The sequence below is a fragment of the Streptomyces sp. NPDC127177 genome (genome assembly GCF_042672475.1).
Lineage (GTDB): Bacteria > Actinomycetota > Actinomycetes > Streptomycetales > Streptomycetaceae > Streptomyces.
Genome location: NZ_JBHXUW010000002.1, coordinates 116,908 through 142,400, shown reverse-complemented (window position 1 = coordinate 142,400; position 25,493 = coordinate 116,908). Strand labels below are relative to the sequence as shown.

The window sequence follows — 25,493 nt, the reverse complement described above, 5'->3', positions numbered from 1 at the left end:
TCACTGTCCTTCCCGGTCGGATTCGACCGAAGCGTAGCTGTTCCCGCCCTGGGGAACCCTGCCCCGGACGCCATCAACATCAACGGCGGCATGGCCGCCGGTGGACCCGAAGCCCCCCTCGGCCCGCGCCGAACCGGGAAGCTCCGACACTTCGTGGAAGCGCACCTTCTCGACCTGCTGTACGACCAGTTGGGCAATCCGGTCGAACCGCTCGAACCGCACGGACTCGCGCGGGTCGAGATTGATGACGATTACCTTGATCTCTCCACGGTACCCGGCATCAACTGTCCCCGGGGCATTCACCAGGGCGACTCCACAGCGCGCGGCGATACCCGACCGGGGGTGCACGAACGCGGCGTACCCGTCGGGCAGGGCGATCGAAACCCCGGTGGGGAGCACGGCGCGCTCGCCCGGTGCCAGTTCGGCCGCCTCGGTGGTCACCAGGTCCGCCCCGGCGTCGCCCGGGTGCCCGTACGCCGGGACCGGCACGTCCGGGTCGGTCCGGCGGATCAGCACGTCCACGGGGTGGCGCATCACGGGTTCACCTCGAAGGCACGGGCTCGCTTGACCTGGTCGGGGTCGGCCATCGCGGCCTGGATCTCGGCCGGGCGGCCGTTGTCGATGAAGTGGTCGACCTTCACCTCGATGAAGAGGGCCTCGGCGCGGACCGCGACGGGCCCGTCGGGGCCGCCGATCCGGCCGGTCGCCCGGCAGTAGATCTTCCTGCCGTGCACGGCGGTGATCTCGGCGTCGAGGAACAGGACCGTGTCGACGGGGACGGGGCGGACGAAGTCGGTCTCCAGCCGTCCGGTCACCGCGATCACCCGCAGCAGCCAGTTCAGCGAGCCGAGCGTCTCGTCGAGCGCCGTGGCCAGCACTCCGCCGTGTGCCAGCCCGGGAGCGCCCTGGTGGGCGGCCTGCACGGTGAATTCGGCGGTCACCTCGACACCCTCGCCGGCCCGCGCCTGGAGATGCAGCCCGTGCGGCTGTCCCCCACCGCAGCCGAAACAGTGTTCGTAGTGCGCGCCGAGGAGCTCGCCGGGGGCCGGTGCGTCGGGGTGCCGGACCGGTTTGACCGCGTCGGCCGGGGGCTTCAGAGCCGCAGATGTTCCACTCACAGCCGCAGACCTTACCCGCGCGGGTCCCCGCAGGTCGCGCCGTGCCAAGCTTGGGCACATGCAGCCTTCCGCCCCGCCGTTCGACGAACGTCTCACCGCGCCCCGTTCCTGGTGGCTGATCTCCTTCCTCTTCGGCATCGCGTGCGCGCTGATGCTGCTGCCGCTCGGCACCCTGCCGCTGCTCGCCGGCCTGGTGGGCGGTACGGCCGCTGCGGCCGTGGTGGTCAGCTCCTACGGCTCCGCCCGGATCAGGGTGGTGGCCGGGGCCCTCGTGGCGGGCGACGCGCGTATCCCGGTCTCGGCGCTCGGCGAGGCCGAGGCGCTGGACGCCGACGAGGCACGCGCCTGGCGCTCGTACAAGGCGGACACCCGGGCGTTCATGCTGCTGCGCAGCTACATCCCGACGGCGGTGCGGGTGAAGGTCACGGACCCGCAGGACCCGACGCCGTACGTCTATCTCTCGACACGCGAGCCGCAGGCACTGGTGGCGGCGCTGAAGGCGGCGGTCCGGGCCTGAGGGCGCGGGCAGGGGCGGACGGAGGCGCCGGGGGCGGGTGCCGCTTCCGGTCGGCCCGCGTGGCGCTCGGCTGCCCTGCGCGGGCAGGCGCTGCGGGGCCGGTCAGTCCTTGGAGGGCCGGTCCTCCGGGTCCGCGGCGAGCGGCTCGTACGGAACCGCGGGCCGCTCCAGCGGCGGCAGCTCCGGCAGCCGGTCCCACGGGATCTGACGTTTGCGCAGATCCTTCCTGACCCGTTCGGCAAGTCTCCTGGTGTCGCGGCGGTTCATCATCGCGCCGACCGTGGCGCCGACCATGAACGGAATCAGGTTCGGCAGGTCGCGCACGGTGCGTTTCATGATCTGCTGGCGCAGCTCGCGCTTCATCTGGCCGCCGAGCGCCGCGTTGACCGTCGCCGGATGGGCGACGTCGATGCCGCGCTCCTCGGTCCAGGAGGTGAGGTAGGCGGTGGAGCGCTGGGTGATGCCGCCCGGCGGGCGCAGTCCGTAGACCTCGTGCAGTTCCGCGACGAGTTTCATCTCGATCGCTGCCACACCGGTGATCTCCGCGGCCAGCTCCGCGAGCATGGCGGGCGGTACGGGCATCATGGCCGCCGCGCCGATTCCGGCGCCGACGGTTGCGGTGGCCTTGCCGGCCCCCGCGATGAGGCGGTCGGCGAGTTCCTCGGGCCCGAGGTCCGGGAACTGTCTCCGCAACGTGGCGAGATCGCGTACAGGGACGCGGGGAGCGATGTCGATGATCAGGTCCGCGATATGACCGATCGCTGCCCTGGCGCTCTCCCCGCCCTTGCGTACGCCCCGTTTCACTGAATTCAGACGGCCTGCCCCGGTCACGGGCTCCGTCCTGTCGACCTGTTCGGCCCCGTCGGCCGTGTCGACTTCCGCAGCCGGTTCGGCTGCTTCGAGCGAGGCCGGCCGGCCCCGCTCGTCATCCTGTCCGCCCGGCGAAGGTGGCAGGGCGGACAGCTCGGCAGGCGCTGCTACGCCTTCTGCCGGGTCTGTCCCGCCCTGATGCGCCTCCGACGACTTCTTGCGCCGGGGGCGCCGCTTCCGGAACGGTGTGTCCCCTGCCACGGCCGACCGGACCTCAGTCGCAGTCGCGGCAGATGGGCTGGCCGTTCTTCTCGCGGGCCAGCTGACTGCGGTGGTGCACGAGGAAGCAGCTCATGCACGTGAACTCATCGGCCTGCTTGGGCAGGACCCTTACGGCCAGCTCTTCGTTGGACAGGTCTGCGCCGGGCAGCTCCAGTCCTTCGGCCGCGTCGAACTCGTCGACGTCCACGGCCGAGGCCGTCTTGTCGCTCCTACGCGCCTTGAGCTCTTCAAGGCTGTCCTGATCGACGTCGTCGTCGGTCTTGCGTGGGGTGTCGTAATCCGTTGCCATGTCGCTCTCCCCCTCTGGGTGTCTGCGGTGTCTCAGCGCACGTAACGCGTGAGAGGCCGGACTTGTGCCCGACCCGAGGCGGAGATTTTGCCTCACATCAAGGTCTGTTACTCAATCGACACCCAAAAGGACCGCTCGAGAGTGATCGGCTTGGGTGGCGATGGGGACCGTACACGGTCCCGGCGGTGCCCTTTGCAGGCGCCACCCCGTGTACTTCCCGTGATATTGGCCCCCGAAAACCCCGACTTTTGCCGGTTTTCCGGTGGGATCCCTGATCACGGAGCGTGGACGGCCGGAAAATCGCTCCTGTGATCGATCACACACGGGCCCTCCGGGAGCGGGTCCCGAAAATTCCGCTCAAAGCGAACAAAATAATCCGCGTGCGAATCGCTTCGTCCGGCCCGTCAGACAGGCAGTGAGACGCGCATCACAAGACCACCGCCCTCGCGGGGCTCCGCGATGATACGGCCTCCGTGAGCGCGCGCGACGGACCGTGCGATCGACAGGCCGAGCCCCACCCCCTTGTCGCTGCCCGTCCGCTCCGTACGCAGCCGCCTGAAGGGCTCGAAGAGGTTGTCGATCTCGTAGCCGGGCACCACAGGTCCCGTGTTCGAGACGACGAGCAGGGCCTGGCCCGGCAGGAGCTCGGTGGAGACCTCGACCCAGCCGCTGTCCGGGACGTTGTACCGCACCGCGTTCTGCACGAGGTTCAGCGCGATCCGCTCCAGGAGCACGCCGTTGCCCTGCACGACGGCCGGGCCCAGCCCGCCGCGCATCTCCACGCCCTTGGCCTCGGCCTCGGCCCGCGTCTGGTCGAGCGCGCGGGAGGCCACCTCGGCGAGGTCGACGGGTTTGCGTTCGACGATCTGGTTGTCGCTGCGGGCGAGCAGCAGCAGTCCCTCGACCAGCTGCTCACTGCGTTCGTTGGTGGCCAGCAGCGTCTTGCCGAGCTGTTTGAGCTCCGGAGGTGCCTCGGGATCGGAGAGATGCACCTCCAGCAGCGTGCGGTTGATCGCCAGGGGGGTGCGCAGCTCGTGCGACGCGTTCCCGACGAACCGCTGCTGCGCGGTGAAGGCCCGCTCCAGCCGGTCCAGCATGTCGTCGAAGGTGTCGGCGAGCTCCTTGAGCTCGTCGTCCGGGCCGTCCAGCTCGATGCGCCGGGACAGATCGGTTCCGGCCACCCGGCGCGCGATGCGGGTGATCCGGCCCAGCGGTGAGAGCACCCGTCCCGCCATCGCGTATCCGAAGGCGAAGGCGATGACGCTCAGACCGACGAGGGCCAGCAGGGACCGGTTGAGCAGCGTGTCGAGCGCCTGCTGACGCTGGTGGTTGACGCAGGAGTTCATGGCGGCGTTGAAGGTCTCGACCGACGCCTTCTCCGGGAGGTTGCAGATGTCGCTGGTCACCGAGCCGTTGGCGATCTTGAACGGCAGCTCGCTGCCCACGTGCAGGGCCTGCGCGGCCAGCATGTAGATGATCGACAGCAGCAGGATGCCGGCGATCAGGAACATGCCGCCGTACAGCAGGGTGAGCCGTATCCGGATGGTCGGACGCAGCCAGGGGTACGGGGGCTCCTGCTGCTTGGGCTCCCAGGTGGGCTTGGGGGGCGCCGTCGGTGGCGGCTGGACCGTGGGCACCGGCGTCAGATCCGGTAGCCCGAGCCGGGCACGGTGACGATCACCGGGGGCTCGCCGAGCTTGCGCCGCAGGGTCATGACGGTGACCCGGACGACGTTGGTGAACGGATCGGTGTTCTCGTCCCACGCCTTCTCCAGGAGCTGCTCGGCCGAGACCACGGCGCCCTCGCTGCGCATCAGGACCTCCAGCACGGCGAACTCCTTGGGCGCGAGCTGGACCTCCTGCTCGCCCCGGAAGACCTCGCGGCGGTTCGGGTCGAGCTTGATCCCGGCACGCTCCAGGACCGGTGGCAGGGCGACCGTCGTACGGCGCCCGAGCGCCCGTACCCGCGCGGTCAGCTCGCTGAAGGCGAAGGGTTTGGGCAGGTAGTCGTCCGCGCCGAGCTCCAGACCCTCCACCCGGTCGCTGACGTCGCCGGATGCGGTGAGCATGAGCACCCGGGTCGGCATGCCCAGCTCGACGATGCGACGGCAGACGTCGTCGCCGTGCACCAGGGGGAGGTCCCGGTCCAGCACCACGACGTCGTAGTCGTTGACCTCGATGCGCTCCAGTGCAGCTGCGCCGTCGTACACGACATCGACGGCCATGGCCTCCCGGCGCAATCCGGTGGCCACCGCATCGGCGAGCAGTTGCTCGTCCTCCACGACGAGTACGCGCACGGCGCTTCCTTCCTTAGAACTTCCACGACAGAACTTCCACAACAGAACTGCACGACGTTCGAAACGGACCGGCGGAACGTTCGAAACAGACCCGGGTCCATGATCCGGGCCGCACCCAGGCACGGTCCGTGCGCCTCCATCCTGCCCGTAACGCGTATAAACCGGCGGTAAGACGGCGCGGCCCGACCTGCGACTTCGGGGAATTCGGCGGTTTTTCCGACCAGTTGAGGTTTCTCTGAGGGTTGGGCTGGGGAGGACGATTTCACACCCGCGATCACGTCTCGTATGTGGCGTGCCACAGGCCCCTCCGTTCCCCCGGAGAACACGTGATCACCCGCCCTACCGCTTCGGCGGAGGGAAACCCGGGCACACCCCCGTGCCACCGACCCACGATGAGGGGGCGCCTCATGGACGCTTTCACCGCAGGTCTGCTGCAACGCATCAAGACCACCGAGTCCGACCTCACGAAGGCCCGCGAGACGGGCGACGACTTCCTTGCGGACGTCGAGCAGAGCGAGCTGGAGGATCTGCACCGCCTCGCGGCCGAGCACGGTGTCCACATCGGCGCCACAAGCGTCTGAGCCGTCACGAGAAGGCCCCGCGGTGCCGTACCGGCACTCCGCGGGGCCTTCTTCGTCACGGCGCAGCTGACGGGCCGTACAGCGGCTCAGTCGTGCCAGGCGCCCAGTTCCTCCAGCAGTGACTGGAGGGGCTCGAAGACGCCCGGTGACGCGGCCACCGTCAGCCCGCCGTCCACGGGCTGCCCCGGCCGCCCGCCGGTCCGTGCGCCGGCCTCCCTGGCGATGAGGTCACCGGCCGCCAGGTCCCAGGGGTGCAGTCCGCGCTCGTAATAGCCGTCGAGGCGGCCCGCGGCGACGTCGCACAGGTCGATCGCGGCCGATCCGCCGCGCCGGATGTCCCGCAGCCGCGGGACCAGCACGCGCGCCACGTCGGCCTGGTGCGCGCGGACGTCGGCGACGTAGTTGAACCCGGTCGACACGAGGGCCTGGTCGAGCGGCGGAGCGGGCCGGCAGCGCAGGGCGGCCCCGTCCCCGAAGGCGCCGCCCTTGGCGTACGCACCGCCGCCCAGGACCGCGTGGTACGTCTCCCGGCGCATCGGAGCCTCCACCACGCCCACGACCCGCTCGCCGTCCCGTTCGGCGGCGACGGAGACGGCCCAGGTCGGCAGGCCGTACAGATAGTTCACGGTGCCGTCGAGCGGGTCGATCACCCAGCGGATGCCGCTGCTGCCCTCGGAGCTGGCACCCTCCTCCCCGAGGAAGCCGTCCTCGGGGCGGCGCTCGGACAGGAAGCCGGTGATCAGTTTCTCGGCGGCGATGTCCATCTCGGTGACGACGTCCACCGGGCTGGACTTGGTCGCGGCCACCCCCAGGTCGGCGGGGCGGCCGTCGCGCAGCAGCGCTCCGGCCCGGCCGGCGACGTCCAGGGCGAGGTCGAGCAGTTCGGACAGCAGGGGGTCGGTCACGGCGCTCCCAAGAGGGGTGAGGAGGGGCTTGGCGGGTCGGTGGCGGCGTGCGTCAGGCGTACGGGCTGTCGGCGCCGGCGGCGGCCGGCCTGGCCACCCTGGCCGGGCAGCAGCCGGCCGGGCAGAGGTCGTGGCTCGCCCCGAGCGCCCCGAGCGCGCAGCGCCCGGGGCCGCGTCCCCGTTCGGCGGCGGCGCGCTCCAGCACGAGGTCGCGCACCGCGGCCGCGAACCTCGGGTCGTCGCCGACGGTCGCGGACCGGCGTACCGGCAGACCGAGCTCGGCGGCCTTCGCGGTGGCCTCGGTGTCGAGGTCGTAGAGGACCTCCATGTGGTCCGAGACGAAGCCGATGGGTGCCATCACCACGGCGGGTACGCCCTCGCCGTGCAGCGACTCCAGGTGATCGCAGATGTCGGGTTCGAGCCACGGGATGTGCGGGGCGCCGCTGCGGGACTGGTACACGAGCTGCCAGGGGTGTTCGACGCCGGTCCGCTCACGGACGGCATCGACGATCACCCGTGCCACGTCGAGGTGCTCGGCGACGTACGCGCCGCCGTCGCCGTGCGCCTCGGGCGGGCCGGAGGCATCGGCGGCCGACGTGGGGATGGAGTGCGTGGTGAAGGCGAGGTGCGCCCCGGCCCGTACGTCCTCGGGGAGGCCGGCCAGGGACGCGAGGACGCCGTCCACCATCGGCTCGACGAAGCCGGGGTGGTTGAAGTAGTGCCGCAGCTTGTCGACGCGCGGCACCGGCAGGCCTTCGGCCTCCAGGGCGGCCAGCGACTCGGCGAGGTTCTCGCGGTACTGCCGGCAGCCGGAGTAGGAGGCGTACGCGCTGGTCGCCAGGACGGCGATGCGCCGGTGCCCGTCCGCGGCCATCTCGCGCAGGGTGTCCGTCAGGTAGGGCGCCCAGTTGCGATTGCCCCAGTACACCGGCAGATCCAGTCCGTGATCCGCGAAGTCCTTGCGCAGGGCGTCGAGCAGCGCCCTGTTCTGGCCGTTGATCGGACTGACGCCGCCGAACAGGAAGTAGTGCTTGCCGACTTCCTTGAGCCGCTCCTCGGGGATGCCCCGGCCGCGGGTCACGTTCGCCAGGAACGGGACCACGTCGTCCGGGCCCTCGGGGCCTCCGAAGGAGAGCAGCAGCAGGGCGTCGTAGGGAGCGGGATCGCGCAGATCGGACATGACATCGATCCTGCCACCCGTTCCCGGGACCTCTCCCACCGACATCCGTCCCGCCCTCCGGCCGGTGGCTGGTGGGAGTGCGTGCGACGGCCGTGAGTATGATCCCCCTCCAACTGGCCGGGAGCCTGTCGTTCCTGGCCGTGGCGCTCTTTGCCGCGGGCCTCGCCATCGCACCGACGATGGTCACCACCATGGTCCTCGTCGAACGGCGCGTACCGCGCACGAGACCGACCGAGGGCGCGACCCGGACCAGCGCCGGGCTCGCCGTAGGTGGACGTTCGGCTCCCCGGCCACCGGCCGGCTGTTCGACGCCCGGGGTGAGGACGGGGTACGCGGGTGCCCGCCCCGGCGGGAGCGATCGCGGCCGCGACGGCGTTCCCGGGGGCACCGCCGGCTCAGTGGGCCGGTTCCTACGGAAGGGCGCGGGGAAGATGACCGACACCTACGCACGGACGACGAGCCCGTGGCGCAACTGGGCGGGGAACGTCACCGCCCGTCCGGTACGGACCGTGTCGCCCGCCTCCGTGGACGAGCTGGCCGAAGCGCTGCGCAGGGCGTCCGAGGACGGCCTGAAGGTCAAGCCGGTGGGCACCGGTCACTCCTTCACCGCGACGGCGGCAACCGACGGGCTGCTGATCCGCCCCGATCTGCTCACCGGCATCCGGGAGATCGACCGTGCGGCGATGACGGTGACCGTCGAGGCGGGCACCCCGCTGAAGCGCCTCAACACCGCGCTGGCCCGCGAGGGCCTCTCGCTCACCAACATGGGCGACATAATGGACCAGACCGTCGCCGGGGCCACCTCCACCGGCACCCACGGCACCGGACGTGACTCCGCGTCGATAGCCGCCCAGATCCGCGCCCTGGAGCTGGTCACGGCGGACGGCACGGTGCTGACCTGCTCGGAGACCGAGAACCCGGACGTCTTCGCCGTCGCCCGGATCGGGCTCGGAGCCCTGGGCGTCATCACCGCGATCACCTTCGCCGTGGAGCCGGTCTTCCTGCTCACCGCGCGCGAGGAGCCGATGCCCTTCGACAGGGTCACGGCCGACTTCGATCAGCTGGTGGCCGAGAACGAGCACTTCGAGTTCTACTGGTTCCCCCACACCGGCAACTGCAACACCAAGCGCAACAACCGCAGCGCGGGCCCCGCCGCTCCGCCCGGAAGGGTCAGCGGCTGGATCGAGGACGAGCTCCTCTCCAACGGCGTCTTCCAGGCCGCCTGTTCGCTCGGCCGGGCGGTGCCCGCCACGATCCCGTCGATCGCCAAGCTCTCCAGCCGCGCCCTGTCGGCCCGTACGTACACCGACATCCCGTACAAGGTGTTCACCAGCCCGCGCCGGGTGCGGTTCGTCGAGATGGAGTACGCCCTGCCGCGCGAGGCGGCCGTGGAGGCGCTGCGCGAGGTCAGGGCGATGGTCGAGCGTTCTCCGCTGAAGATCAGCTTCCCGGTGGAGGTGCGGACCGCGCCCGCGGACGACATCGCGCTCTCCACGGCCTCGGGCCGGGAGAGCGCGTACATCGCCGTCCACCTGTACCGGGGCACGCCCTACCAGTCGTACTTCACCGCGGTGGAGCGGATCATGACCGCCCATGGCGGCCGCCCGCACTGGGGCAAGATCAACACGCGGGACGCCGGTTACCTGGCCGGGGTGTACCCGCGGTTCGGCGAGTTCACGGCGGTCCGGGACCGGCTGGACCCGGACCGCCTCTTCGCCAACGACTACCTGCGCCGGGTCCTGGGCGACTGACCGCCGCCCGCGTTCACTCCCCGGTGTCCGTACCGGCGGGTCCGCGGTCCTGATCCGCCGGGGCGCTGCCCGTGCCCGCCGGGTCGGGGGCGGTGCTGCCGCCGTCATCGGTCCGGGTCGGGGTGGGCGTGGGCGACGGCTTCGTGCCGTCCCCCGCGGAGTCCGACGGCGAGGGGGTCGGCGTCGGGTCCCCCGTGGAGCTGTCCCCCTGGTCCGTCCGAGGGCTCCGGCTCTGTCCGTCCTTCGGGTCGGAGCCGGGCTCCGTGCTCTTGTCCTGGTCGGGGGCCGGGCTGTCCGCGGACGGGCCGGTGCTGTCCGACGGTGCCGGGCCGGCCGGGTCCGAGCCGCGGTCCCCGCGCACGACGGAGCCCACGGTCGTTCCCTGACCACCGCTCAGGTCGTTGCCGGAGACGAGTTCGAACGTGGTGATCCCGGCCATCGAGACGACGAACACCACGGCGGCCCCGAGCGCGGAGCGCTTCCAGCCGCGCATCCGGGTGCCGTGCGTGGTCGCATCCGAGAACGCCTCGTCGCCGGCGCCGGCCGGGAGCGGCCGGGCGCCGTCGATCGCCTTGATCAGCTGGGTGCGCCCCGGGTCGTCGGTAGCCCCGCGCAGGACCGTGGTGGCGTCCACGGCACGCAGAACGGTGGTGGCGTCCACGGCGCGCAGGACTGTGGTGTCGTCCGCGTCCTCGGGTGCGGCGGCCGTCGCGCCGACCTGACGCAGGACCGTGGTGGCGTCCGGTGCGCGCGGCACGGCGGCGGCGTCGGCGGATCCTTCCGCCTCCCGCACCGCGACCCGCGTCTCGGGGGTCCCCCACGTCCCGTCCCCGTCCCCGGCGTCGCGCGTCTGGCGCGTGTGCACGGTCACCTCACGGTCCGGGTGCTTCACCTGGACCGTGACCTCACGGATCTGTTCACCCGTACGACGGAAGAAGTGCTGGAAGACCGAGCCCCCACAGGTCGCCACGACGCTCATCACGCCGGCGCCCAGAATCGTTCCGTACACGCCCAGTTGCGAGGCCGCCACGGCTGCCGCGACCGCCGCCACGGCACTGCCCGCAACCTGGGGCAAGCTGAGATCTATCCGCCTTTCTCTGGGTTCTATGTCACTTTCCGGCTTCTGCACCATTTCCAGCCCTTGATTGACATCGCTCCCACCATGCAACACAAGGGACATTTGAGCGAAGCCGATAGTTCCGTTTACGGTGATTCTGTGAAGCAGGACACCCGGAAGGGGCATCCCGCGTCCAACTGGGTAGCTCAACTCCCGTGCCGCGCGAGAACTTCGACGGCGCGGCGGTCCACCCACGTGGCCCGAATGGAGTACTGTGGCGAGCCCTGGGGCCGGACTCCCGCGTGGAAGTCCGGGACCTTCGGGAGGGGGCCGAAGGAGGCACTCGATCCGGCGGCGCCGAGGCATCGCACGGGGGCCGGCTGCACGGAGTGACCAACGGTCACTTTGTGTTGCGCAAGAGGTCACCGTGCCACATCGGCGATCAAGGGCTCACGCCCGACACGCCGGGCAACACGGCAATGTTGTGGCAGGCTGCACCCGGGCAGGTCACACTCGACTAGCGGAAGCAGCGACGCACGTGACGTCGGCAGGCACCACCCGGGAGGTCCCCATGCCCGAACTGCGTGTCGTGGCCGTCTCCAACGACGGCACACGACTGGTGCTCAAGGCTGCGGACAGCACGGAGTACACGCTTCCGATCGACGAGCGGCTGCGAGCCGCCGTGCGCAACGACCGCGCGCGGCTCGGCCAGATCGAGATCGAGGTGGAGAGCCACCTCCGACCGCGTGACATCCAGGCCCGGATACGAGCCGGTGCCTCGGCGGAGGAAGTCGCTCAGTTCGCCGGTATTCCGGTCGACCGTGTCCGCCGCTTCGAGGGCCCCGTGCTCGCGGAGCGCGCCTTCATGGCCGAGCGGGCCCGGAAGACTCCTGTGCGCCGTCCGGGCGAGAACACCGGACCCCAGCTCGGCGAGGCGGTACAGGAGAGACTCCTGCTGCGCGGCGCCGACAGGGAGACCGTCCAGTGGGACTCCTGGCGCCGCGACGACGGCACCTGGGAGGTCCTCCTGGTGTACCGGGTCGCCGGTGAGCCGCACTCCGCGAGCTGGACGTACGACGCCCCGCGCCGGCTCGTCCAGGCCGTGGACGACGAGGCGCGCTCGCTGATCGGCGAGACCGACGACGTCGCCGCGCCCGAACCCAGCTTCCCGTTCGTTCCGCGGATCGCCCGGCTGCCGCGCGACCGGCCGCTGGACCGCGCCCTGGACCGTCAGATCGAGCGCCCCGCCCCGCCTCCGCCGCCGGAGCCGGAGGAGCGCGTCGGCGGGGTCACGGCGAGCGAACGCGATTCGCTCACCAGCCTGCTGGAGGCCGTGCCCAGCTTCCGCGGTGACATGGTCGTACCGGAACGCCCGTCGCCGCCGGAGCCCCCGGCGATCGAACCGGCCGCGCAGGAGCCCGAGGCCGAGGAACCGCCCGCCCCGGCCGCCTCCGCCGGTGCCGGTTCCGCCTACGCGGACGTGCTGATGCCTCGCGCGGTGGCCGGTCACCGTGACCGGCTGACCGGTACGACGGACCGGCAGGCCGAGGCGGACGGTGTCCGGCCGGGCCGCCGGGCCGCGGTGCCGAGCTGGGACGAGATCGTCTTCGGCACGCGCCGCAAGAAGCAGGACTGACGCGGGGTGCCCGCGGCATGACGAGGGCCCGTACGCGATCGTGTACGGGCCCTCGTTCGGCGCCCGGAGCGTACGCGCCGGCTCCGCTGCGGCCCGCCGCCCCGTTACCTGGGGTCCGGGCCCGTGGCGACCGGGCGGGAGGCGTCGCCCGACCACTGCGACCAGGAGCCCGCGTAGAGAGCTCCCGTGAATCCGGCGATCTCCAGCGCCAGCACCTCGTGGGCGCCGGAGACCCCCGAACCGCAGTAGACACCGACGTCTCCGATGTCCTCGGTGGCGCCCAGCGCCGAGAACCGGGAAGCCAGCCGCTCGGCGGGGTGGAAACGTCCGTCCGTGCCCACGTTCTCCGTGGTGGGGGCCGAGACCGCGCCGGGGATGTGCCCGCCGACCCGGTCGATCGGCTCCACATCGCCCCGGTAGCGCTCGGCGGCGCGCGCGTCGAGCAGCAGGCCCGAGCGGGCTGTGGCCGCCGCACCGTCCGCGTCCAGCAGGGGAAGCGCGCCCGGTTCCGGGACGAAGTCGCCCTCGGTGGGCGCCGGCGTCTCCTTCGACAGTTCGCCGGTCCAGGCGGCGAGACCGCCGTCCAGCACCCGGACGTCGCGGTGCCCCGCCCAGCGCAGCAGCCACCAGGCCCGGGCGGCCGCCCAGCCGAGGCCGCCGTCGTACACGATCACCGAACTGTCCCGGTTGATCCCGGCGCGGCGCATCACCGCACCGAATTCCGCCGGCTCGGGAAGCGGGTGACGGCCGCCGCTGCCCGCCGGGCCGGCGAGTTCTGCCTCCAGATCCACGAAGACGGCCCCGGGAATGTGCCCGGCCTCGTAGTCGGGCAGGCCGTGCGGACCACCCAGCCGCCAACGTACGTCCAGGAGCACCGGCGGACGTGGCCCCGCCGACTCGCTCACACATTCGGATGCGGAGATGATGGGCTTCATGGGAGCCATCCTCGCGCAGTTACCTGCCCACCCGTAACAACGGCGAAATGGCCGTACCGCAACAAATGAGACCTCCTCCGTCGAGTTCACGGAAAGTGCGGCGCGGCCGGGGCGCATCGGGCGCCGGGTGGTGCAAGCATCTGCACGGGGCGTACACATCCCGTACCGCACGACGGCGCGCAGGCCCGTTCCCCCGTACGGCCACCACGATGGTCCGAGGAGAGAGTGACGATGACCGAGGCTGCCGCTCGGCGTAAACCCGGAACACCTTGCTGGGTGAGCCTGATCGTGCACGGCCTGGACACGACCCAGAACTTCTACGCCGAACTGTTCGGCTGGGAGTTCGGACCGGGCCCGGAGCAGCTGGGACCGTATGTCCGGGCACTGATCGACGGGAAGGAGGTGGCCGGCATCGGACAGCTGCCTCCCGACCGGCACCTCCCGATCGCCTGGACGACCTATCTGGCCACCGACGACGCCGATCTCACGGCGGAGACGATCCGGGCCTGCGGCGGCACGGTGGGCGTCGGACCGCTCGACGCGGGCGAGGCGGGCCGGATGGCCATCGCCTCCGACCCCGGCGGGGCGGTCTTCGGGATCTGGCAGGCCGCCCGTCATGTCGGCACCGCGCTGGCGGGAGCGCCCGGCACACCCGTCTGGAACGAGCTGGTGACCCGGGAGACGGCGACGGTCGCCAAGTTCTACCAGGCGGTCTTCGGCTACGAGACGGAGGCCGTGGTCTCGGCCGACTTCGACTATCAGACCCTGCATCTGGACGGCCGCCCGGTCGCCTCGCTGCACGGCGTGGGCCACGGCCTGCCGCGGGACCGCGGACCGCACTGGATGACGTACTTCGACGTCGCCGACACGGACGCGGCGGCGCAGCACGTGGTGGAGCTCGGCGGGCACATCCTCCAGCCCCCCAGGGACGGGGCCGGCGGCAGGCTGGCGACGGTCGCGGACCCGGAGGGCGCGGCGTTCACGATCGTGTCATCGGCGGAGCGCTGAGACGCGTACCCGAGCGATCGGGAAGGGGCCTGAAACGGCCGCCCCGTCAGGCCGGGTTGACCGGCAGGACGTCCGGGGACAGGGCACCCGCGTTCGCGGACGCGCTGGTCATGCGGCGGCGGTGATGGCTGCGGCAGAGGACCTCGTAGCCGACGTCCTTCGCCGGCCGGTCGACGTCGCCGACGACGACCTGGGCGCCCTCGACGACCATCTGACCGCCCACCGTCCGCGCGTTGTGAGTGGCACGCGCGCCGCACCAGCAAAGGGCCTCCACCTGGAGGGCCTCTATGCGGTCGGCGAGCTCGATCAGCCGCTGGGAGCCGGGGAAGAGCTTGGTGCGGAAGTCCGTGGTGATGCCGAAGGCGAAGACGTCCAGAGCCAGGTCGTCCACCACCCGGGCCAGTTCGTCGATCTGTTCCGGGGCGAGGAACTGCGCCTCGTCGACGATCACGTAGTCCACCCGGCCGCCCTGGGAGAGCCGGCCGACGACGTACGCGTACAGGTCCATGCCCTCGGCGGCCTCGACCGCCTCCGTGACCAGGCCGAGCCGGGAGGACAACTTCCCCTCCCCCGCCCGGTCGTCACGGGTGAAGATCACACCTTGCAGACCGCGGGCCGACCGGTTGTGGCCGATCTGCAGCGCCAGCGTGCTCTTTCCGCAGTCCATCGTTCCGGAGAAGAACACAAGCTCGGGCATGAGGGGTTGAGCACCTTTCGGGACGGGCGGGGAGCAGGACGGCAGCGCCGGGACGTGTTCCGGAAGCCTTCCGCCCGCGGGGCAGGGGACGTTCGGCACACGCCCTAGGAGCGTACTTCGAGGAGCGGGACGAGTTGCTCGACGGGGGTCATCGAGCCGTGCATGCCGACCATCGCCGACTCGTGGGGCTCGTTGTCGGAAGCGGTGATGACGACGTCGTCGTGGGCCGCCGCGACCACGTCGCCGATCCGGCCGGTGACCCGTTCGTCGATCCGGGGGCCGAACCAGCCGGCTGCGACGGCCTCGTCCCGGCTCGCCACCCAGAACTGCTCGCCGAGGACCTCGCGCCAGACGGCCAGTACGTCGGCCTCGGCTCCCGGGACGGCGTACACATGGCGGGCGCGGCCCTCGCCGCCGAGCAGCGCGACACCCGCGCGCAGCTCCCAGTCCTCGTCGAAGTCGATCCTGGACTGTTCGTCGAACGGGATGTCGATCATGCCGTGGTCGGCGGTGATGTAGAGCGCCGAACGCGGCGGGAGCTGCTCGGCCAGGCGTCTGGCCAGTCCGTCGACGTGCATCAGCTGTCCGCGCCAGGCGTCGGAGTCGATACCGAAGCGGTGCCCCATGCCGTCGACCTCGCTGTAGTACGTGTAGACGAGCGAGCGGTCCCCGGCGGCCAGCCGCTGGGCGGCCACGTCCATCCGGTCCTCGCCGGTCAGCCGGCCCAGGAACGAGCCGCCGCTGAGCGCGACCTTGGTGAGCGGCGTCTGCTCGAAGGCGGGTGCGGAGACCTGCGCGGTGCGCACTCCGGCCGCGTCGGCGAGCGAGAAGACGGTGGGGTACGGCTGCCAGACCCTGGGCTCCGACCAGGGCCGCCAGCGGAGCTGGTTCATCAGCGCGCCGGTCGCCGGATTGCGCACGGAGTAACCGGTCAGGCCGTGCTCGCCGGGGGGCAGTCCGGTGCCGACGGAGGCCAGCGACGTGGCCGTGGTGGCCGGGAAACCCGCCGTGATCGGGCGGCCCGTGCCGCCGCGCGAAGTGGGCAGCAGGGAGTGCAGGAAGGGGGCCTCGTCCGGATGCGACCGGATCTGCTCCCAGCCGAGGCCGTCGATCAGGAAGACGCAGTTGCGGTCGGCGGGGGTGAGTTCGGCGATCGCCGCCGTGAACCCGGGGACGCCCTGTCCGGCGACGAGCGTGGGCAGCAGATCGGCGAGCGAGCCACTGCCGTACTCGGGCACGGGGGCGGTCTCGACAGGGAGCAGTACGGGGTCCTGCCAGGCCGGCTGGACCATCAGCGGCCGGCCGCCCCGGTCGCGGCCGTGGCCTCGGAGAGGGCCTGGGCGAAGGCCAGCGTCTGGCGCACGGTGTCGGGGCCGTCGCCGGCCTCGCTGACCCGCAGGCTCAGGTCGTCGGCGGTGGAGCTGCCGGTGTAGCCGTGGTCGGCCTCGCAGTTGGTGTCGCCGCAGGCGGCGGGCTCCAGGTCGATCCGGGAGACCGCGCCCCAGCCGATGGTCAGGACGACCTCGCGGGGCAGCGTGCCGGGGACGTACTTCTCCGGGTTGGCCACGACGCGGCTGACCACCACCGATGAGATCCGGTCGAGCTTGACCGACTCGGTGGAGGTGGTGGCGTAGGGCGTCGGTGAGCTGGTGTCGGCGTTCTGCTCGTCGGTGTGGCTGACGACGAAACGGTTGTCCGTGAGCACCAGGACCGTGACGTGCCGGCGCACCTCGTTGGAGTCGAAGGTGGTCTCCTGGTGCACCAGGTACGAAGAGACCGGCTCACCACCCACGGCGGCCTCCACCGCCTCGGCCACGAGGGCCGGGTAGTAGCCGCTGCGCTCGATCGCCGCGCGCAGCCCCTGGGTCGTCGTACCGGTCTTAGCCATACGGACCATCCTACGGGGGGCTGATGGCTGCCGGGGACCTCCCGCCCGCCCCGCGCCGGGGGGCCGGGTCAGTAGTTGGAGAGGCGGCGCGGGCCGAGGTCGGTACGGGCCGGGGGCGGCGAGAGCCGGACGCTCGCTCCGAGGACCGTCAGTCCCTGGGTGGCGACCACGACCGGTTCCAGCGCGATGGAGACCACCTCGGGGTGGTCGTCGACCAGCAGGGAGACCCGGAGCAGCAGTTCCTCCAGCGCCGCGGTGTCCACGGGGGCCGAGCCGCGCCAGCCGAAGAGGACCGGGGCGGCCCGGATGGAGCGGATCAGCTCGGCGGCGTCCCGGTCGGTTGCGGGGACCAGCCGGTGGGCGGTGTCGCCGAGGAGTTCGGATGGCGCGCCCGCCAGGCCGAAGGAGAGGACGGCACCCGCCGCCGGATCGATGGTGGCCCGTACGACGGTGTCGACACCACGCGGGGCCATGGCCTGCACGACGGGCCTGAGCTCGGCGGGCTTGCCCAGCAGTTCGGTCAGTTCGCCGTAGGCGCGGCGCAGCGCGGACTCGGTGGCGAGGTCGAGCCGGACACCGCCGAGGTCTGCGCGGTGGCGCAGGTGGGGCGCCGTGGTCTTCAGCGCCACCGGGTAGCCGAGCCGCGCGGCGGCGGCGACGGCCGCCTCGGCGTCGGGGGCGGGCAGCGTGGGCCGGACGGTGATGCCGTAGGCGGCCAGGAGTTCGCGGGCCTCGTCGTGCTCCAGGGGCCTGCCGCGGGGGTCGGGGTCCGGGCCGAGCAGTGCCTCGATGCGGGCGGCCGCGCCCGGTTCGTCGATGGTGTCGTCGAGGAACTCGGGCACCTTGCCGGGGATGGCGGCCTGACGCCGCCACTGGGCGTACTTCACTGCTTCGGCGAGCGCCCGGACGGCACGTTCGGCGGCGGGGTAGGCGGGAATCCGTCCGGTGGCGCGGACGCCTTCGGACCCGGCGGCGGGGGCGTCGGCGGGCGCGGGCGTCACCGGGGGCGCGGGCGGAGGCGTGGCGGGGGCGCCGGATGGTCGTACCGGTGCCGGGACGCCGGGCGCCGGCGGTACGGGCCGCTGCTGGGCCACCGTGCTGGTGGCGGCGGCCAGCGCCTCGGCGAGGCCGCCGATCTCGACATGGACGACGGCCACGGGCTTGGCGGGGCCCGCGGCGGCGGCCGAGTGCAGGGCGGTGGCCAGCACCTCGCCGTCGCCCGACTCCGCCTCGCCGTCCTCGCCCACCCACGGGATCGCCGTCACGATCACCGCGTCGCAGCCCTCGTCGGCCAGTGCGCCGGCCAGTGCGTCCCGGAAGTCCTGCGGGGTGGCGGCCGTGGTGAGGTCGCGCGGCGGACGGGGCCGCAGCCCCTCGGCGAGGCAGGCGTCGTACGTGAGCAGGCCGAGGGACTCGGAGTTGCCGAGGATGGCGACGCGTCCGCCCGCCGGGAGCGGCTGGTCCGCGAGGAGCAGGCCCGCGTCGACCATCTCGGTGACCGTGTCGACGCGGATGACGCCCGCCTGTCGCATCAGCGCGGAGACGGTGGCGTCCGGGATCCGGCTGATGGGTACGGCGTGGCCGGGCGGGGTGGAGCCGCTGTGCCGGGCGCCCTTCACGACGACCACCGGCTTGACCGCGGCGGTGCGGCGGGCGAGGCGGGTGAACTTGCGGGGGTTGCCGAGCGATTCGAGGTACAGCAGGGCGACGTCGGTGTCCGGGTCCTCGTACCAGTACTGGAGGAAGTCGTTGCCGGAGATGTCGGCACGGTTGCCGGCCGAGATGAAGGTGGAGAGTCCGGCGCCGCGGCGGTAGAGCCCGGAGAGCAGGGCGATGCCGATCGCGCCGGACTGGGTGAACAGGCCGATGCGTCCGGAGGCGGGCCGTTCGGGGGCGAGTGAGGCGTTCAGCCGGACGGCTTCGGAGTTGTTGATGATGCCGAAGGCGTTCGGGCCGATGATCCGCATGCCGTACGAGCGGGCCTGGCGCACCAGTTCGCGCTGCCGTTCGCGGCCCTCGGCTCCCCACTCGGCGTATCCGGCGGAGAGGACGACCAGTCCCTGGACGCCGTGCTCCCCGCAGTCCGCCACGGCTTCGGGCACCCGTTCGGCGGGGACGGCGACGACTGCGAGGTCGACGGGTTCGCCGATTTCACCGAGGGAGCGGTGGGCGGGCACCCCGTCGATGGTCACCTGGTCGGCGGCGAAGGCGCTGTTCACCGCGTAGGTGCGGCCGGTGAAGCCCGCGCCGAGGAGGTTGCGCAGGACCGTACGGCCGACCCCGCCGGGGTTGCGGCCGGCGCCGATGACGGCGACGGAGCCCGGGGCGAGCAGCCGCTGCACGGACCGGGCCTCGGCGCGCTGTTCACGGGCGCGCTGGACGGCGAGCGACTCGGCGGTCGGTTCGAGGTCCAGGGTGAGGTGGACCGAGCCGTCCTCGAAGCTGCGCTGCTGGGTGTATCCGGCGTCCCGGAACACCTTGATCATCTTGTTGTTGGCGGGCAGCACCTCGGCGGCGAAGCGCCGGATGCCGCGCTCGCGGGCGACGGCCGCGATGTGTTCGAGCAGCGTGGAGGCGACCCCGCGGCCCTGGTGCGCGTCCTGGACGAGGAAGGCGACCTCGGCCTCGTCCGCCGGTACCGAGGCGGGCCTGCCCTGCGCGTCAATGCGGTCGTAGCGGACCGTGGCGATGAACTCGCCGCCCACCGTGACGGCGAGCCCCACCCGGTCGACGTAGTCGTGATGGGTGAAGCGGTGGACGTCCTTCGCGGAGAGCCGGGGGTAGGGAGCGAAGAAGCGGTAGTACTTCGACTCGGGCGAGACCTGTTCGTAGAAGCTGACCAGCCGTTCGGCATCGTCCGTGGTGATCGGCCTGATCCGCGCGGTGCCGCCGTCGCGGAGCACCACGTCCGCCTCCCAGTGATCGGGGTAGGCGTGATGCGGACTCTGCTCCACAGAGGGCTCCATGGGCAAAGCCTACGGCCCTGTCAGCGGTCGCGTGGGGGGCGGGGCCGGGGCAGTCTGGGGGTGGCCGGCCGGCGGCGGGACGCGGGCCGGGGACGGGCCGAAGGTCCGGCCGGAGCATTGCACACTGCATGAGAGACTGGTCTAGACAACCATTGATTCGTGAAGGGCAGAACCATGGCTGAGCGCCGCGTCAACGTCGGTTGGGCCGAGGGCCTGCACGCCCGCCCCGCATCCATCTTCGTCCGTGCCGCCACGGCCTCCGGTGTCCCCGTGACCATCGCCAAGGCAGACGGCAACCCGGTGAACGCCGCGTCCATGCTCGCGGTGCTCGGGCTCGGCGCGCAGGGCGGCGAGGAGATCATCCTCGCCTCCGAGGCCGACAACGCCGAGGCCGCTCTGGACCGTCTGTCCAAGCTGGTCGCCGAGGGGCTCGACGAGCTTCCGGAGACCGTCTGATCCGACGGTCCCGACCGCCGGAATTCCTGCGGAAGAGCCGCGACACCCCCGACCGGGAGTCGCGGCTCTTTCGTTTGCGCAAGCAGTCCGGCCCATCGGTACGAACCATTGGCGCGACGCCGCCGGATAAATTCGGGGCAGCAGAAAGAAAGCCCGCCCGGAAAGCCCCGGCAAATAGCCGCTCTTTGTATACGGCGTCATTGTTAATGCTGTCCGCTCGGGGTGTTTACGGCATGTTGCGAAGTCCTCACCCGGCCTGCGCGCGGGACGGTGCCGGAGCCCGGCCGGTCGGGGCGGCGCAGCCGGTGCGCGGCGGTGGCCCGCTCGGCGTGCTGGGCGGCCAGTGCTCTCGCCCGTTCCGCGTCGCCGCGCGCCACCGCGTCCACGATGGCCCCGTGCTCGGCCCAGGAGTCGGCGGGGCGGGCAGGCTGGTCCACCGCGTACATCCAGGCGATCTTGTGCCGGAGCTGGGTGAGCAGCGCGATCAGGCCGGGGCTGCCGGAGGCCTGGGCAAGCGTCTCGTGGAACCAGCCGCCCAATGACCGCAGGTCCTCGCCCTCGCCCCGGCGGGCCCGCTCCTGGCCCAGCCGGACCAGGCCGCGCAACACCTTGAGGTGGGCGTCGGTGCGCCGCTGGGCGGCGCGGGCCGCGCCGAGCGGCTCCAGCAGCATCCGGACCTCCAGGAGGTCGGCGGCCTCCTGCTCGTCGGGCTCCGCCACGCAGGCCCCGGCGTGCCTGCGGGTGACCACGAAACCCTCGGACTCCAGGGTGCGCAACGCTTCGCGCACCGGGACGCGGGAGACCCCGTAGCGGCGCGCGAGCACCTCCTCGGTGAGTCGGCTGCCGCGTTCGAAGACACCGGAGACGATGTCGTCACGGATTGCCGTGCATACCGAATGCGCCGGAATGCGCATGTCCGAACCTCCGCCTTAATCCCCGCGGAACGCGGCCGATCGACGCCTGTCCTGTGACTCTATTGCAATGCGCTCGCATTTCCGATGCCGGGTGGAAATTCATGAATATCTTTTGGCCGTGCGGCCGGGTACGACGAAGGCCCCGGCACGGTGCCGGGGCCTTCGTCGAGGATTTCGTGCCGTCAGAGACTGACGCCGTGTGCGCGCAGGTAGGCGACCGGGTCCATGTCGGAGCCGTACGAGGGTGTGGTGCGGGCCTCGAAGTGGAGGTGCGGGCCGGTGGAGTTGCCGGTGGAGCCGGAGAGACCGATCTGCTGCCCCTGGCCGACGCTCTGGCCGACGGAGACGCCGATCGAGGAGAGGTGGCCGTACTGGGTGTACGTGCCGTCCGTCATCCGGAGCACGATGTTGTTGCCGTACGCGCCGCCCCAGCCGGCCTCGACGACCGTGCCGGCGCCGACGGCGACGACGGAGGTGCCGGACGCGGCGTGGAAGTCGACGCCGGAGTGGCTGCCGGAGGACCACAGGGAGCCGCTGGACTTGTATCCGGTGCTCACGTACGAACCGGCGACGGGGAGCTGGAAGGTACCCAGCCTGGCGCGCTCGGCGGAGCGGGCGGCACGCGCCTTGCTCTCCCGGGCCTTCTTGGCGCGGGCGGCGGCCTTGGCCTTCGCGGCCGCCCTGGCCTTCGCCTCGGCCTTCTTCTTCGCCTCGACCTTCACCTTCGCCGCGACGTCCGCCTGATGCTGCTGCTCGTCCGCCTGGGCGGCGATCCGCTCGGCGAGGTCCCCCTCGATCGAGATGACCTGGGTGAGGCCGGTCTCGCCGGTGGCGGGGGTCTCGGTGTCCGCGGCGAGGGCCGGAGAGGCCATGGAGCCGATGACGCCGGTGGTGGCCAGGGTCGCGATGCCGACGGCCTTCGCACCGCAGCGCGTCAGACGGCTCGGGGCACGATGCTTCCCGGTGGCACGGGTGAACGCCATGAAGTGGCTGGTCCTTTCCTTCCCTCTCGCCTACCGGGTTAGCTGACGGGTTCGGAGCAGGAAGGTCTCCTACGGACCCCCGGCGCCACAGAGGCACGGGCATCCGATTCACCCCAGGGACTGCGTGGGTCCCCGGCTCCCCAGGGCTCGCGCCTGACGGGGACTCGGCGATGGCTGCCCGGTACGTCGCGGATGCGGCATACGAGTGGCGGACAGCCGGGCCGACGCTAGACGGGGGCACTTCCCCCCACCAAACGGACAGGCGGTTTTGTAGCACATCCCACAGGGCAGACAGGCAACCTCTCCCCCAAAGCAGACAAAAGGGGCGGGGCTCGGCGGTTGGTGATCCGCCGGGCCCCGCCCTTTGCCCCGTTATCGGGGTGGGTGACCGGTCAGCCGGTGACGACCGACACCTCGCCGATACCGAGCGCCCTGACGGGCTCCTCGATCTGCGCGGCGTCCCCGACGAGGACCGTGACCAGCCGGTCCCCCGGGAAGGCGTTGACCACGGCCGCGGTCGCCTCCACCGTGCCGGTGTCGGCCAGGCGCGCGTACAGCTGCGCCTGGTAGTCGTCCGGCAGATGCTGCTCGACCTGGTCGGCGAGGGTGGCCGCGACCGAGGCCGCCGTCTCGAACTTCAGCGGCGCGACGCCCACGAGGTTCTGCACGGCCGTCTCGCGTTCGGCGTCCGTCAGGCCCTCCGCGGCCAGGGTCCGCAGCACCTTCCACAGGTCATCGAGCGCCGGACCGGTGGACTCGGTGTCCACCGAGCCGCTGATGGCCAGCATCGCGGCACCGGTCGCCCCCGTCGCGGAATCGCGTGCCGAGGAGCGCAGCACCTGGGCGAAGGCGCGGACGCCGTAGGTGTAGCCCTTCTCCTCACGCAGCACGCGGTCGAGCCGGGAGGTGAGCGTGCCGCCCAGGCAGTAGGTGCCGAGCACCTGGGCCGGCCAGACGCTGTCGTGCCGGTCGGCGCCGATCCGGCCGATCAGGAGCTGCGTCTGAACCGCGCCGGGACGGTCCACGATGACCACCCTGCCGGTGTCGTCGGCGGTGATCGGCGGAACCGGACGGGGCTCGGCCGTGTTGCCCGACCAGTCACCGATGGTCTCGGCGAGCAGCGCGTCCAGATCGATGCCGGTGAGGTCACCGACGACCACGGCGGTCGCGGTGGACGGCCGGACATGGGCGTCGTAGAAGGCGCGCACGGCCGCGGAGTCGATCCGCTCCACGGTCTCCTCGGTGCCCTGGCGCGGGCGCGACATCCGGGCCGTGGCCGGGAAGAGCTCCTTGGAGAGCTGCTTGGCGGCGCGCCGGGCGGGGTTGGCCTGCTCGTGCGGGATCTCGTCGAGCCGGTTGTTCACCAGCCGCTCGATCTCGCTGTCGGCGAAGGCCGGTGCCCGCAGGGCCTCGGCGACCAGGCCGAGCGCCTTGGCCAGCCGGGAGGCGGGCACCTCCAGGGAGACCCGGACGCCGGGGTGGTCGGCGTGGGCGTCCAGCGTGGCGCCACATCGCTCCAGCTCGGCGGCGAACTCCTCGGCACTGTGCTTGTCGGTGCCCTCGGACAGGGCGCGCGACATGATCGTCGCCACCCCGTCCAGCCCCTGAGGCTCGGCCTCCAGGGGGGCTTCCAGGAAGATCTCGACGGCGACGACCTGCTGGCCGGGGCGGTGGCAGCGCAGCACCGTGAGGCCGTTGGGCAGGGCGCCACGCTCGGGAGCGGGGAAGGCCCAGGGCCTGGCCGCTCCGGGGGCGGGCTGCGGGTGGTACTCCATCGAGACTCCAGTCGCGGCAGCGTCGGTCACTTGTCCGCTCCTTCGTGAGCGTCGGTGTCGTTGGCGGCGCCGTCAGCCACCTCTTCGGTGGGCTCCGACGGCTCCAGGGGCTCGTAGACCAGCACCGCCCGGTTGTCGGGGCGCAGCTGGGCCCTGGCGGCCGTCCGGACCTCCTCGGCGGTGACGTCGAGCACCCGGTGCACGGCGGTCAGGGCGAGCTGCGGGTCACCGAACAGCACGGCGAACCTGCACAGTTCGTCGGCACGGCCGGCGACCGTGCCGAGACGGTCCAGCCACTCGCGCTCCAACTGGGCCTGCGCACGCTCCATTTCCTCGGGCGAGGGGCCCTCATCGGCGAACCGGGCGAGCTCCTCGTCGACCGCGGTCTCGATCTGCGCCACCTCGACACCGCCGGACGTCTTGACGTCCAGCCAGCCGAGCGAGGGCGCACCGGCCAGCCGCAGCAGCCCGAATCCGGCCGCGACGGCCGTGCGGTCGCGGCGGACCAGCCGGTTGTGCAGCCGGGACGACTCGCCGCCGCCCAGCACCGTCAGTGCGAGATCCGCGGCGTCGCACTCCCGGGTGCCGTCGTGCGGCAGCCGGTAGGCGGCCATCAGGGCACGCGCCGGAACCTCCTCGCGGACCTCCTCGCGCAGCTCACCACCGATGACCTCGGGCAGGGCGCCGTCCCGCGGCGGCTGCTTGCCGTCGTGGGAGGGGATGGTGCCGAAGTACTTCTCGATCCAGGCGAGCGTCTGCTCGGGGTCGATGTCGCCGACGACCGAGAGCACCGCGTTGTTGGGCGCGTAGTACGTACGGAAGAAGGTCCGCGCGTCGTCGAGGGTCGCCGCGTCCAGGTCCGCCATCGAGCCGATCGGCGTGTGGTGGTACGGGTGGCCCTCCGGGTAGGCGAGGGCGGTCAGGCGCTCGAACGCGGTGCCGTACGGGACGTTGTCGTAGCGCTGGCGGCGCTCGTTCTTGACGACGTCGCGCTGGTTCTCCATGGACTCCTCGTCGAGCGCGGCGAGCAGTGAGCCCATCCGGTCGGCCTCGAGCCACAGGGCCAGCTCCAGCTGGTGCGTGGGCATCGTCTCGAAGTAGTTGGTCCGCTCGAAGCTGGTGGTGCCGTTGAGGGAGCCGCCTGCGCCCTGTACCAGCTCGAAGTGGCCGTTCCCCTTGACCTGGCCCGAGCCCTGGAACATCAGGTGCTCGAAGAGGTGAGCCAGACCGGTGCGTCCCTTGACCTCGTGGCGCGAGCCGACGTCGTACCAGAGGCACACCGCGGCGACCGGAGTCAGATGGTCCTCCGAGAGCACCACGCGCAGGCCGTTGGCCAGACGGTGCTCGGTCGCTGTCAAGCCGCCGGAGCCGGCCTGGGCTGTGGCCGTGTGACCCATGGGCATGTACGTCCCTTCGATCGCGATACTGAATGTGTTGCGAGACCTGCCA

24 protein-coding genes and 1 riboswitch are annotated in these 25,493 nt (G+C 71.8%); of the genes, 6 read left to right on the top strand and 18 right to left on the bottom strand.

Annotated features, from left to right (window positions below):
* Both dut and ACFVJX_RS03000 read right to left on the bottom strand, forming a co-directional pair.
* Entirely contained in the window at positions 1-534 is a 534-nt protein-coding gene (gene dut / locus ACFVJX_RS03005) for a dUTP diphosphatase (protein WP_384125224.1), read from the bottom strand.
* Positions 534-1,118, bottom strand: a complete 585-nt coding sequence (locus ACFVJX_RS03000; RefSeq protein ID WP_384125222.1) for a PaaI family thioesterase — start codon at positions 1,116-1,118, stop codon at positions 534-536. Before ACFVJX_RS03000 ends, dut begins: the two co-directional genes overlap by 1 nt.
* A gap of 58 nt (positions 1,119-1,176) precedes the next feature.
* Between ACFVJX_RS03000 and ACFVJX_RS02995 the strand changes: the two genes are divergently transcribed.
* Positions 1,177-1,635 (top strand): DUF3093 domain-containing protein, encoded by a 459-nt coding sequence (locus ACFVJX_RS02995; RefSeq protein WP_384125220.1) that lies wholly within the window; start codon positions 1,177-1,179, stop codon positions 1,633-1,635.
* 102 nt (positions 1,636-1,737) lie between these two features.
* Here the strand turns inward: ACFVJX_RS02995 and ACFVJX_RS02990 are convergent, their stop codons facing one another.
* The 4 genes from ACFVJX_RS02990 to ACFVJX_RS02975 all read right to left on the bottom strand — a co-directional run bounded on the left by ACFVJX_RS02990 (position 1,738) and on the right by ACFVJX_RS02975 (position 5,312).
* Entirely contained in the window at positions 1,738-2,706 is a 969-nt protein-coding gene (locus ACFVJX_RS02990; protein WP_384125218.1) for a hypothetical protein, read from the bottom strand.
* A gap of 13 nt (positions 2,707-2,719) precedes the next feature.
* Positions 2,720-3,016, bottom strand: coding sequence for a DUF4193 domain-containing protein (locus tag ACFVJX_RS02985; RefSeq protein WP_003965732.1), 297 nt, complete (start codon positions 3,014-3,016; stop codon positions 2,720-2,722).
* Positions 3,017-3,420: 404 nt separating this feature from the next.
* Positions 3,421-4,653 carry a sensor histidine kinase gene (locus ACFVJX_RS02980; protein ID WP_384125216.1) on the bottom strand — a complete coding sequence of 411 codons (1,233 nt, stop codon included), beginning with the start codon at positions 4,651-4,653 and terminating at the stop codon, positions 3,421-3,423.
* Between the two features lie 5 nt (positions 4,654-4,658).
* Entirely contained in the window at positions 4,659-5,312 is a 654-nt protein-coding gene (locus ACFVJX_RS02975) for a response regulator transcription factor (RefSeq protein WP_024490544.1), read from the bottom strand.
* 407 nt (positions 5,313-5,719) lie between these two features.
* Between ACFVJX_RS02975 and ACFVJX_RS02970 the strand changes: the two genes are divergently transcribed.
* Complete coding sequence (locus ACFVJX_RS02970) at positions 5,720-5,893, top strand: hypothetical protein (protein ID WP_362966737.1); 174 nt, start codon at positions 5,720-5,722, stop codon at positions 5,891-5,893.
* Between the two features lie 86 nt (positions 5,894-5,979).
* Here ACFVJX_RS02970 and ACFVJX_RS02965 read toward each other — a convergent pair whose 3' ends face one another.
* On the bottom strand, positions 5,980-6,798 hold the full coding sequence (locus ACFVJX_RS02965) for an inositol monophosphatase family protein (RefSeq protein WP_384125214.1): 819 nt from the start codon (positions 6,796-6,798) through the stop codon (positions 5,980-5,982).
* Between the two features lie 52 nt (positions 6,799-6,850).
* Entirely contained in the window at positions 6,851-7,978 is a 1,128-nt protein-coding gene (locus tag ACFVJX_RS02960) for a ferrochelatase (RefSeq protein WP_384125212.1), read from the bottom strand.
* 431 nt (positions 7,979-8,409) lie between these two features.
* Here ACFVJX_RS02960 and ACFVJX_RS02955 point away from each other — a divergent pair, with 431 nt between their 5' ends.
* Positions 8,410-9,729 carry a D-arabinono-1,4-lactone oxidase gene (locus ACFVJX_RS02955; RefSeq protein WP_384125418.1) on the top strand — a complete coding sequence of 440 codons (1,320 nt, stop codon included), beginning with the start codon at positions 8,410-8,412 and terminating at the stop codon, positions 9,727-9,729.
* A gap of 13 nt (positions 9,730-9,742) precedes the next feature.
* On the opposite strand, the gene ACFVJX_RS02950 is transcribed toward ACFVJX_RS02955, so the two are convergent.
* Complete coding sequence (locus ACFVJX_RS02950; RefSeq protein WP_384125210.1) at positions 9,743-10,861, bottom strand: hypothetical protein; 1,119 nt, start codon at positions 10,859-10,861, stop codon at positions 9,743-9,745.
* Positions 10,862-11,357: 496 nt separating this feature from the next.
* Here ACFVJX_RS02950 and sepH point away from each other — a divergent pair, with 496 nt between their 5' ends.
* Entirely contained in the window at positions 11,358-12,422 is a 1,065-nt protein-coding gene (sepH, locus tag ACFVJX_RS02945) for a septation protein SepH (RefSeq protein WP_384125208.1), read from the top strand.
* A 104-nt stretch (positions 12,423-12,526) separates the two neighbouring features.
* On the opposite strand, the gene ACFVJX_RS02940 is transcribed toward sepH, so the two are convergent.
* On the bottom strand, positions 12,527-13,357 hold the full coding sequence (locus tag ACFVJX_RS02940) for a sulfurtransferase (RefSeq protein WP_384125206.1): 831 nt from the start codon (positions 13,355-13,357) through the stop codon (positions 12,527-12,529).
* 231 nt (positions 13,358-13,588) lie between these two features.
* On the opposite strand from ACFVJX_RS02940, the gene ACFVJX_RS02935 reads away from it, so the two are divergent.
* The gene (locus tag ACFVJX_RS02935) at positions 13,589-14,365 is read left to right on the top strand and encodes a VOC family protein (protein WP_384125204.1); all 777 of its coding nucleotides are present in this window, start codon (positions 13,589-13,591) and stop codon (positions 14,363-14,365) included.
* Positions 14,366-14,411: 46 nt separating this feature from the next.
* Here the strand turns inward: ACFVJX_RS02935 and ACFVJX_RS02930 are convergent, their stop codons facing one another.
* From ACFVJX_RS02930 to ACFVJX_RS02915, 4 genes are all read right to left on the bottom strand, one after another.
* Positions 14,412-15,062 carry a thymidine kinase gene (locus ACFVJX_RS02930; RefSeq protein WP_384125203.1) on the bottom strand — a complete coding sequence of 217 codons (651 nt, stop codon included), beginning with the start codon at positions 15,060-15,062 and terminating at the stop codon, positions 14,412-14,414.
* 104 nt (positions 15,063-15,166) lie between these two features.
* Complete coding sequence (locus tag ACFVJX_RS02925) at positions 15,167-16,354, bottom strand: alkaline phosphatase family protein (RefSeq protein ID WP_384125201.1); 1,188 nt, start codon at positions 16,352-16,354, stop codon at positions 15,167-15,169.
* Positions 16,354-16,950, bottom strand: a complete 597-nt coding sequence (locus ACFVJX_RS02920) for a DUF5998 family protein (protein ID WP_384125199.1) — start codon at positions 16,948-16,950, stop codon at positions 16,354-16,356. The genes ACFVJX_RS02925 and ACFVJX_RS02920 overlap by 1 nt, the downstream gene beginning before the upstream one ends.
* A gap of 68 nt (positions 16,951-17,018) precedes the next feature.
* Entirely contained in the window at positions 17,019-19,916 is a 2,898-nt protein-coding gene (locus ACFVJX_RS02915) for a GNAT family N-acetyltransferase (RefSeq protein WP_384125197.1), read from the bottom strand.
* 174 nt (positions 19,917-20,090) lie between these two features.
* Between ACFVJX_RS02915 and ACFVJX_RS02910 the strand changes: the two genes are divergently transcribed.
* Complete coding sequence (locus ACFVJX_RS02910; protein ID WP_073737688.1) at positions 20,091-20,372, top strand: HPr family phosphocarrier protein; 282 nt, start codon at positions 20,091-20,093, stop codon at positions 20,370-20,372.
* 203 nt (positions 20,373-20,575) lie between these two features.
* On the opposite strand, the gene ACFVJX_RS02905 is transcribed toward ACFVJX_RS02910, so the two are convergent.
* The 4 genes from ACFVJX_RS02905 to ACFVJX_RS02890 all read right to left on the bottom strand — a co-directional run bounded on the left by ACFVJX_RS02905 (position 20,576) and on the right by ACFVJX_RS02890 (position 25,447).
* Positions 20,576-21,286 carry a GntR family transcriptional regulator gene (locus ACFVJX_RS02905; RefSeq protein ID WP_384125195.1) on the bottom strand — a complete coding sequence of 237 codons (711 nt, stop codon included), beginning with the start codon at positions 21,284-21,286 and terminating at the stop codon, positions 20,576-20,578.
* A 182-nt stretch (positions 21,287-21,468) separates the two neighbouring features.
* Entirely contained in the window at positions 21,469-22,269 is an 801-nt protein-coding gene (locus ACFVJX_RS02900) for a M23 family metallopeptidase (protein ID WP_384125193.1), read from the bottom strand.
* Positions 22,270-22,281: 12 nt separating this feature from the next.
* Positions 22,282-22,449, bottom strand: a riboswitch (cyclic di-AMP (ydaO/yuaA leader).
* A gap of 212 nt (positions 22,450-22,661) precedes the next feature.
* Positions 22,662-24,044, bottom strand: coding sequence for a M16 family metallopeptidase (locus ACFVJX_RS02895; protein ID WP_384125416.1), 1,383 nt, complete (start codon positions 24,042-24,044; stop codon positions 22,662-22,664).
* Positions 24,045-24,070: 26 nt separating this feature from the next.
* Complete coding sequence (locus ACFVJX_RS02890) at positions 24,071-25,447, bottom strand: M16 family metallopeptidase (RefSeq protein WP_384125191.1); 1,377 nt, start codon at positions 25,445-25,447, stop codon at positions 24,071-24,073.
* Between the last annotated feature and the right edge of the window lie 46 nt (positions 25,448-25,493).